Origin of the sequence: Staphylococcus sp. HMSC34G04, from assembly GCF_001838765.1 — a bacterium.
GTDB lineage: Bacteria > Bacillota > Bacilli > Staphylococcales > Staphylococcaceae > Staphylococcus > Staphylococcus epidermidis.
Window position 1 is genome coordinate 1 of record NZ_KV838742.1, and the last position, 9,266, is coordinate 9,266.

Here is a 9,266-nt window from a genome sequence, read left to right on the forward strand (position 1 = left end):
TTAATAAACATCACTAAACTAAATTAACGAGGCGCCTTATGTATAAAGATTATAACATGGCTCAACTTATTCTACCAATGGAAACTTCAGTTCTTATCCCCACAAATGATATTTCACGACATGTGAATGATATTGTAGAAATTCCCAAGACTGAATTCAGACATCATCGAGGTGCAACATCATATTATCCAAAAATGATGTTAAAAGTAGTTCAATATGCTTACACACAATCTGTATTTTCTGATAGAAAAATTGATGTGGATCCTGTTTTTAGATTGCTGAAAATAATCAAAAAAATTATAAAAAAGACAATTTCTATATTATTTCAATAGAAATTGTCTTTATTTACTTATCCTAGAACTTTATGTCGCAGCCTCTTTTATTTGTAGACATTTCTAAAATGAAACATCTTTTGAGCTAAGGTCATAAGTGATTGGATTAGGCATATTTTTTAGACAGTCTAATACAGAATTGAGAATATCTTTATAGCAATTTCCAATTTAAACACTTGATTCAATAAGAAAATGTCACTGAGAAATTTCACTTGTTATATAAGTTGTGTCGAACTCATATTAGGATAAAGAATTCAAAATGAATACCCTCGTCCTCCAACTGTTAATTCATATTAATTTTCAATATTGACACCTTTTCTTCATTTTATCTCTTTTATTTATTTCATTTTTTATTTATCAAGCCTATTACATTCTAATAAAACTCTTTCATTTTTATAATTATAAATAAAAATCATTTTGATTTAATTCTTTTTTAAATGTAGTTAAGAAACAGTTAATGGTTATGTTCACGTATTCCGATTAAACTATTCTTAAATAAAAACAGAAAAGAGGAATACATTATGAATACAAAATATTTATTAGCAGTCGGAGCAATTGTTACATCACTTACGTTAGGCGCATGTGGAAATTCTAACTCAGAAAGCGATCACGCTAATCACAAAGATAAACAACAAGAAGAAAGTAATGTAAAAACAGACACAACGAAAAAATTATCTGGTAATTTTGAATCTAAAAACGGAGAAAAAGTAGAAGGTAAAGCTAAAATTGAAAATGGCAAACTTATGTTAGAGAATTACAAATCTTCAAAAGGTCCAGACCTGTATGTTTACCTAACTAAAAACGGAGATATTAAATCCGGTAAAAAGATTTCAACAGTAGACTACAATAAATCCAAACAAACTTTTGACTTAAAAAATGTAGATATAGAAAAATACAATGAAGTAACAATTTATTGCGAAAAAGCACATGTCATTTTTGGTGGCGCTAAATTAAAATAATTTAGCTATTAAATGTAGACGTTTTTAACTATAGAAAGAGAGTGTTAATCATGAAGAAAATAAGTTTATTTATAATATTTTTAATTCGTGTAATTTCAGGCATTGTTATTTTCAGACAAGGATGGGAGAAATTTACAGGTGATTTTACATTAAACGGGCTAGTTCCAGTAATTAGAGATAACACAGACTCTCCACAATGGTATAAATGGTTTTTTGAACATATTGTTGCACACACAACAGGATTATTTAATATAATCGTGCCTTTAGGGGAAATGGCCATTGGTTTAGGTTTAATTTTAGGTATATTTGCATACGCTGCAAGTTTCTTTGGAGCCTTCGTTATGATAAATTATATTTTAGCAGATATGATTTTTACGTACCCTCTACAATTAGCTTTCTTTATTATTTTACTCATGAGCCACTCTTTATTGGCTAAGGTATCACTTAAAGAAATCATCGCTTATTTTAGAGACCGTAATAACCGAGGTGAAGATAAGCATGACCCACTTACTAATCGTGGATGATGAAAAAGATATTGTAGACATTTGTCAAACGTATTTCGAATATGAGGGATATCAGGTTACGACAACAACATGTGGTAAAGAAGCACTAAAATTATTATCTTCAGATATTGATATTATGATTTTAGACATTATGATGCCTGAAGTTAATGGATACGATATTGTCAAAAAAATGAAAGATATGCAACTTGATATACCTTTCATATATCTAACAGCAAAAACTCAAGAACATGACACGATATACGCACTGACATTAGGTGCTGATGACTATATTAAAAAACCCTTTAGCCCAAGAGAACTAGTATTACGTACTAATAACCTTCTCGCTAGATTGAGCAAATCAAATTATTCTAATAAAATTGAACAATTAGAATTTGATGGTTTAGTTTTAAAAAATTTAAGCAAGACGCTTACCATTAACAATATAGAGATACCTATGCGCATTAAAGAATTTGAATTGCTTTGGTATCTTGCTTCTAGAGAAGGTGAAGTTATTTCTAAATCCGAACTTCTAGAAAAAGTATGGGGGTATGACTACTACGAAGATGCTAACACTGTCAATGTCCACATACATAGAATTCGCGAGAAATTAGAAAAACATGATTTTTTACCCTACACTATTACAACTGTATGGGGACTTGGTTATAAGTTTGAAAGGAGCCGATAACTATTTTTTCAATAAGAAGTCAAATCATTATCGGTGTCATTTCAAGCGTTATTTTAACAACAATTATACTGGTTATTGCATATAAGCTCATGTGGTTTAATGGTCACATGACACTCACTTTAGCCATCACTACTATGATAACAAGCTGTTTAACACTTTCGATTTGTAGTATTTTTATTAATCCTTTAATTCAGAAGATTAAGCAATTCAACATTAAGACTAAGCAATTTATAAATCACGAAAAATTCATCGATGATGAAACATTCCAGTCTCCTAGAGAAATTAAAGAGTTGAATGATTCATTTAATAAAATGGCATATGAAATTAATAATCAAATGAATATGATAAAAAACGAGCAACAAGAAAAAACTGAAATTATACAAAACCTTGCACATGATTTAAAAACACCTTTAGCTGGTATTCGATCATATTCTGAAGGTCTACGAGATGGTGTCATTAGTAATCCTCAAGAAGTTCATGAAGCATATGAAACATTAATCAAACAAGCAAATCGTTTATCAATTTTATTTGATGACATTACACATGTGATTAATTTAAATACTGGACGTTCTTATCCTTTGGAATTAATACAGCTCGATCAATTACTTGTTAATATATTACAACCATACGAACAACACATAAAACAAGAAAATCGTACGCTTGAAGTTAATTTCTGCACAGATATTGATGCATTCTACCAGTATCGACCTCCAATCGAACGTATTTTGACTAATTTACTAGATAATGCATTAAAATTTTCTAATTCTGGTAGCCGTATTGATATTATTATTTCTGAGTGTAAAGAAAACGACGCCATTAGTATTGCAATAAAAGATGAGGGGATAGGTATCGTTCCAGAACTTCAATCACGTATCTTTGAAAGAACGTTTAGAGTTGAAGACTCTCGAAATACTAAGACTGGTGGTTCGGGGTTAGGGTTATACATTGCAAATGAGTTAGCACAACAAATTGACGCCTCTATCACAGTCCAAAGTGATTTAGACATTGGAACCACGATGACACTTACCTTAAAAAAATTTCAATTTAAAAAGTAATTTGTACTGTATAAAAAACCGAATGTAGCTGGAATGAGTTTGAACATTCCAGCTACATTCGGTTTTCATTAATGTACACGCTCTTTAAAGCCTTCTTCTTGAGAATAATTTGATGCATACGTATCACTATATGTTTTAACTTTATAAAAAGAACTTAATTTATATAAATCATTACTACGCTTGTTATTTCTATTTTTATTCAGGTTTAAAGCATTATATCTCATGTCGAGATTCTCAGTCTGAATATTAGAATTTTCAACAATATACTTCGGTCTATGTTTAACTTCATAATAAATACGACCGATATATTCTCCTACTACGCCAATAGACATTAATTGAATACCACCCAACAATAATATAGCGGCAATCGTAGTAAAATAACCAGGTATATTTATACCATTAATCAAAATATTTATTAACAAATAAATTATATATAAAATACTGATAGAAAACGTGAACATACCTAGGTATATCATCATGCGTAAAGGCTTATTGTTAAAAGAGATGAGTCCATCTATACCATAGTTGAGTAACTTTCTAAAAGTCCACTTAGATTCTCCATCTTCTCGGGTCACATTTTCATATTGAAATACTTTTGTTTCATAACCTATCCATTCAAATAGACCTTTAGAGAAACGATTATATTCATCAAGGGTTGTTAAAGCTTGAACTGCACGTCGACTGAGTAATCTAAAATCACCAACGCCGTCTTCAAATTGGATATCCTCTACAAATGCATTAATTAACTTATAATAACATCGAGACAACGTTTTACGTACAAAATTCTCTCCCTGACGATTCCTCTTAGCAATCACTTGATCGTAACCTTCAATGTAACCCTCTATCATTTGTGGAATATATTCAGGCGGATGTTGTAAATCTCCATCAATCATAATCACCGCGTCGTGCATTGTGCTATGCTCATAGCCAGCAATCATTGCAGCTTCTTTGCCAAAGTTTCGACTGAACGAAAGATATTTAACATGGTTATCATACGCAACAATATTCTTGATATGATGTATTGTTGTATCTATACTACCATCGTTAATAAAGAGTAAATCGTATTCATAGTTTTTGATTAAACTATCTTTCTTCATTATTTCAGTTAATTTGTCATAAGTTTTCAAAACGACTTCGCCTTCATTATAGCAAGGGACGATGACTCTGATTTTCATTAAATGACATCCTTTTCTCTGAACTATTTGCTATCATTTTATCAATTTCCTTGTCATACATTCTAGTTAAATACTGTGTATTTACATAATCTTAAATTAAGCTTAATAGTTTTAAACATTATCATTTATGAGGAACACATTAACTTTTAGTAAAAAGTATTTAATTATCTTTTAAAAGTTAACGCTAACTGGTTAATTATATTTATTTCAAATCTCCAATACTGACATCATCAGGATCTTTTCCTTGTCTAGCATTTTTATTTAAACTATCTATTTCTGCAACATCTGTTAACTCAAGATTAAAATCAAAAATATCAAAATTTTCTTTAATACGTTGAGGTGTTTGTGATTTAGGAATGATAATACGATTATGTGCGAGATGCCAACGTAAGACAATTTGTGCAGGTGTTTTATCATAACGATGAGCAATATCTGTAATAACAGGATCATCAAGCAATCCTTTATTACGCATTAAAGGCATCCAAGCTGTTACTTTAATATCATGTTCATCACAAAAGTCTTGTACATCTTGTTGGTTAAAGTACGGATGCAACTCAATTTGATTCACCTGTGGTGTAATTTTAGTTTCTCTCATTAACTTTTCTAAATGATGTATCTTAAAGTTACATACACCAATGGCTTTTATTTTACCTTCTTCATATAAATGTTCTAAGGCTTTATATGATTCAATATACAATTGATCATTTTCGCAAGGCCAATGAATTAAAAATAAATCTAAATAGTCTAACCCTAAATTGTCCAATGATTTATTAAAGTACTCTATTGTTTGGTCATAACCTTGATAATCATTCCAAAGTTTAGATGTTATGAATAGCTCGTCCCTCTCAATATTTGATTGTTTTAATGCACTACCTAACGCTTTTTCATTTCCATAAAAGTAAGCCGTATCAAATGCGCAATATCCTGCATCTAAAGCTGTACGAACAACCTCTTCCATCTGGTCATCCGCTATCTTATAAACTCCTAACCCAACTGCAGGCATTGGATAACCGTTATTTAAAATTTGAACATCATTTGTCATAGTACATTAACTCTCCTTATTTACATAAATATTATTCGCTTATTATCATTTTAATACCTTTTTTATTTACTGATAAAACAAATTTGATCTATTCATTTTGTTATTTTAATACAATGCAATTTATTGCTCCTTAAATGATGAGTATCTTCGTTACCCTCTACATTTTAATTATCCTTTTTCAAAACAAAAAGTGGGATAGAACTCACTTGGCATTCTATCCCACAACTTATCTTTTTAAGTATTAATCACGTTCGTCATCTTCTTGTTCTTCATCAACAGAAGGACGTCCACTATTAAATTCATAATTCAAATTGACCCAAATAATTTGATGATTGTCGATTTCTGTAATCGTCCAACGATCATATTCAGTATCAACGAAGTCATCTTTTTGCAAATTAGTATTTTGTGATTGTAACCAACCACCAATAGTATCAATATCCTCAGAATCTTCAAACTCTATGTCAAATTTTTCATTTAAATCATCAAGTAAAACACGACCATTAATTTGATAAGTATGATCATCAAGTTTAACTATATCGTTAACTTCATCATCATCAAATTCGTCTCTGATTTCACCAACAATTTCTTCTAAAATATCTTCCATTGTTAAAATACCTGCTGTCCCACCATATTCATCTATAATCAAACTAATATGTACATGCTCTCTTTGCATTCTTACAAGAGCATCACTTATTCTAGTTGTTTCTGAAATCATGGGTAATTCATGAATATAATTGGCGATTTTAATCGGTTTACCTGACGCATATTCTGTTAAAAACTCTTTAACATTTATAAATCCTTTTACATGGTCTTTATCACCATCTTCAGTGATTGGATATCTTGTAAACTGATGTTCTTTGATAGTATCTAATAATTCATCTACGTTAAATGGTTCGTTGAGCGTAACCATTTGTGTACGTGGCACCATAATATCTTTTGCATGACGTTCATCAAATGAAAAAATATTTTGCATATACGCAAGCTCGGTTTGGTTAATCTCTCCACCATTATAACTATTGTTTATAATAATTTTTATTTCTTCTTCTGACATTGCATCAGTTTGAGCATCTGGATCAAATCCAAACATTCTGACAATCACACGAGAAGAACCATTCATTAACCATATAAGTGGTTTCATAAAATTACCAAAATAAAATAGTGGTCTTGAATATAAAAGTGCAAGTTGTTCTGTATGTTGAATAGCAAATGATTTAGGTGCCAATTCGCCTAATACAACATGTAAATATGTCACAACAATGAATGAAACAACAAATGAAATCGTCGTTGTTAAAGGACTCGGTAAATGTAATAACTCGAATAGTGGGTGCATCATCTTTTCAAATGTTGGTTCACCTAACCAACCTAAGCCTAAAGACGTTACTGTGATACCTAATTGACAGGCAGATAAGTAATAGTCAAGATTGTCTATCATCTTTTTGACAATTTTTGCACTCTTATTACCCTCATCTACTAATTGTTCAATACGCGTTGATCTCACTTTTACTAATGCAAATTCTGACCCAACGAATACTGTTGTTAATGCAATCAAAAGAAAAAATATAACTAAACTAATTATGGTCGAAGTTTCCAATTAATTCCCTATTTCTAGGGATTCACCTCCATATATATTGTGTCACGCTTAGGTAACACGTATTTAAATCATCATGAATCAATAAGTGACAACTACATGCTAAGACCTTCCCATCGTGACACTCCCCGTAAAAAATGTGATTGGCTTCATTCTATCATAAATCTTTTGTTATATGTTAAACATATGCCAATGCTATATTGTAGACAAAATAATTTTTTTGTTCAACCAATGATAAATCATTTGAAAGCATGATATTTTCCATTTTTAATCGTCGTTTCAACATTACATGCATCATCTATGATAACAATATCTGCATCTTTCCCGATTTTAATACTACCTTTTACGTCATCTATGCCTAATGTCACCGCTTGATTTAAACTTGTTACTCTCCATAAATGCTCAATCGTGTCACCTGTAAATTGTATTAAGTTTTTAAGTCCTTCGTTCATTTTGAGTATACTTCCAGCTAAAGCCCCAGAAGACAGACGTGCTTCACTTCCCTTTACAATCACATCCTGACCACCTAAATCATAATGTCCTTCTGGCATTCCTTTAGCTCTCATCGCATCTGTAATTAAATAACAACTTTGATTCCCCTTAAGCCTATATGCAAGTGCGATGGATGCCGGATGTGAATGAATACCGTCCACAATCATTTCAGTATGCAATCCTTGATTTAACCAGGCTGCACCAAATACGCCCGGTTCTCGATGTTGAAAGCCGGTCGCTGCATTATACAAATGAGTGATATGTTTGGCACCATGACTTACAGCTGCATTCGCTTGATCAAACGTTGCCACCGTATGTCCGATTGAAAAAATGATATCATTTTTCATTGTCTTTAAAGTTTCTGTTGCTCCATCAACTTCAGGAGCGTACGTAATAATCTTAATTAGTCCATTCGCTACTTTCTGAAACGACTTTATTTTATCAACCGTAGGACGTTGTACGAATTGAGGGTGTTGTGCGCCTACTTTATGTTCTGAAATAAATGGACCTTCAAGATGTACTCCGACAATTTCGGCAGCATTTGTAACATCTTGTTGTTGAGTATATTTAGCAATAGTTTGAAGAGCCCGCTCAATGTTGACCGTTGACTGTGTCATTGTTGTTGCTAAAAAAGATGTTGTCCCCTCAGAAAGGAGTGATTCTGCTAAATGTTGTAAACCCTGTTCAGATGCATCCATGGCATCTTCACCATACCCCCCATGAATGTGAATATCTATAAACCCAGGCAGTATATGTCGTTTTTTTACATCAATAATGTCAATTGTATTATGAGACGATGACGGATGAAAAGGACACTTACCAACGTCCAAAATTTTCCCATCTTTAATATGAACATATCCATTGTTAATCATTTCATTTTCTGTATATACGATGCCATTCGTTAAAACATATTCTGACATGATTGAACCCTTCTTTTCTTTAAATTATTAGTAGTTGATTGAACTATTTTATTATATCTTTCTTCGTATTGAATATCACTTTTTCAATATTTCACCGGTTAACAGATGAATTTTACTATATATTCTTAATTTAATAACAGTATTTTTAATTTAAGATATTATTTTCATACACAATAACTATTTAATTATGGTTATGTTGCAAAGTTAGAAAAATATAGCTAATTACCATTTTATCATGTCATTGTTCGTTTAACTGGCTAACATATGCCTAATTTCGTGGCATGACGAAAATCCGTAGATCTGAAGAGACCTGCGGTTCTTTTTATATAGAGCGTAAATACATTCAATACCTTTTAAAGTATTCTTTGCCGTATTGATACTTTGATATCTTGTCTTTCTTACTTTAATATGACGGTGATCTTGCTCAATGAGGTTATTCAGATATTTGGATGTGCAATGACAGTCAGTATTCAGTTTAAACGTTTTAATGACTTTAGCCATTGCGACCTTCGTTG

9 protein-coding genes and 1 pseudogene are annotated in these 9,266 nt (G+C 31.3%); 5 read left to right on the forward strand and 5 right to left on the reverse strand.

Annotation, left to right across the window (positions count from 1 at the left end):
• Window positions 1-38: 38 nt before the first annotated feature.
• The 5 genes and pseudogenes from HMPREF3241_RS08725 to HMPREF3241_RS08745 form a co-directional block, all read left to right on the forward strand.
• Window positions 39-257: pseudogene (locus HMPREF3241_RS08725) on the forward strand (IS5/IS1182 family transposase); the annotation flags it as partial.
• A gap of 596 nt (window positions 258-853) precedes the next feature.
• Window positions 854-1,291: a DM13 domain-containing protein gene (locus HMPREF3241_RS08730; protein ID WP_002445899.1), complete on the forward strand. Its 438-nt coding sequence runs from the start codon at window positions 854-856 to the stop codon at window positions 1,289-1,291.
• A gap of 50 nt (window positions 1,292-1,341) precedes the next feature.
• On the forward strand, window positions 1,342-1,815 hold the full coding sequence (locus HMPREF3241_RS08735) for a DoxX family protein (RefSeq protein ID WP_001830332.1): 474 nt from the start codon (window positions 1,342-1,344) through the stop codon (window positions 1,813-1,815).
• Entirely contained in the window at window positions 1,790-2,479 is a 690-nt protein-coding gene (gene saeR / locus HMPREF3241_RS08740) for a response regulator transcription factor SaeR (RefSeq protein WP_002445898.1), read from the forward strand. The genes HMPREF3241_RS08735 and saeR overlap by 26 nt, the downstream gene beginning before the upstream one ends.
• A gap of 2 nt (window positions 2,480-2,481) precedes the next feature.
• A complete protein-coding gene (locus HMPREF3241_RS08745; protein ID WP_032602599.1) occupies window positions 2,482-3,534 on the forward strand; it encodes a sensor histidine kinase in 1,053 nt (350 codons plus the stop codon).
• Between the two features lie 68 nt (window positions 3,535-3,602).
• Here the strand turns inward: HMPREF3241_RS08745 and HMPREF3241_RS08750 are convergent, their stop codons facing one another.
• The 5 genes from HMPREF3241_RS08750 to HMPREF3241_RS12365 form a co-directional block, all read right to left on the reverse strand.
• Window positions 3,603-4,709, reverse strand: a complete 1,107-nt coding sequence (locus HMPREF3241_RS08750) for a glycosyltransferase family 2 protein (protein ID WP_002445896.1) — start codon at window positions 4,707-4,709, stop codon at window positions 3,603-3,605.
• A gap of 202 nt (window positions 4,710-4,911) precedes the next feature.
• Window positions 4,912-5,751 (reverse strand): aldo/keto reductase, encoded by an 840-nt coding sequence (locus HMPREF3241_RS08755; protein ID WP_002445895.1) that lies wholly within the window; start codon window positions 5,749-5,751, stop codon window positions 4,912-4,914.
• Between the two features lie 241 nt (window positions 5,752-5,992).
• Window positions 5,993-7,342, reverse strand: coding sequence for a hemolysin family protein (locus HMPREF3241_RS08760; RefSeq protein ID WP_002445894.1), 1,350 nt, complete (start codon window positions 7,340-7,342; stop codon window positions 5,993-5,995).
• A 236-nt stretch (window positions 7,343-7,578) separates the two neighbouring features.
• Window positions 7,579-8,751, reverse strand: a complete 1,173-nt coding sequence (gene nagA, locus HMPREF3241_RS08765; RefSeq protein ID WP_002445893.1) for an N-acetylglucosamine-6-phosphate deacetylase — start codon at window positions 8,749-8,751, stop codon at window positions 7,579-7,581.
• A gap of 249 nt (window positions 8,752-9,000) precedes the next feature.
• A partial coding sequence (locus HMPREF3241_RS12365) for a DDE-type integrase/transposase/recombinase (RefSeq protein WP_141763183.1) occupies window positions 9,001-9,266 on the reverse strand: 266 nt, incomplete at its 5' end.

Coding starts and splice junctions, on each gene's coding strand:
- HMPREF3241_RS08755 (WP_002445895.1), bottom strand. CDS start 5,751: ATGACAAATGATGTTCAAATTTTAAATAACGGTTATCCAATGCCTGCA.
- HMPREF3241_RS08735 (WP_001830332.1), top strand. CDS start 1,342: ATGAAGAAAATAAGTTTATTTATAATATTTTTAATTCGTGTAATTTCA.
- saeR (WP_002445898.1), top strand. CDS start 1,790: ATGACCCACTTACTAATCGTGGATGATGAAAAAGATATTGTAGACATT.
- HMPREF3241_RS08730 (WP_002445899.1), top strand. CDS start 854: ATGAATACAAAATATTTATTAGCAGTCGGAGCAATTGTTACATCACTT.
- nagA (WP_002445893.1), bottom strand. CDS start 8,751: ATGTCAGAATATGTTTTAACGAATGGCATCGTATATACAGAAAATGAA.
- HMPREF3241_RS08750 (WP_002445896.1), bottom strand. CDS start 4,709: ATGAAAATCAGAGTCATCGTCCCTTGCTATAATGAAGGCGAAGTCGTT.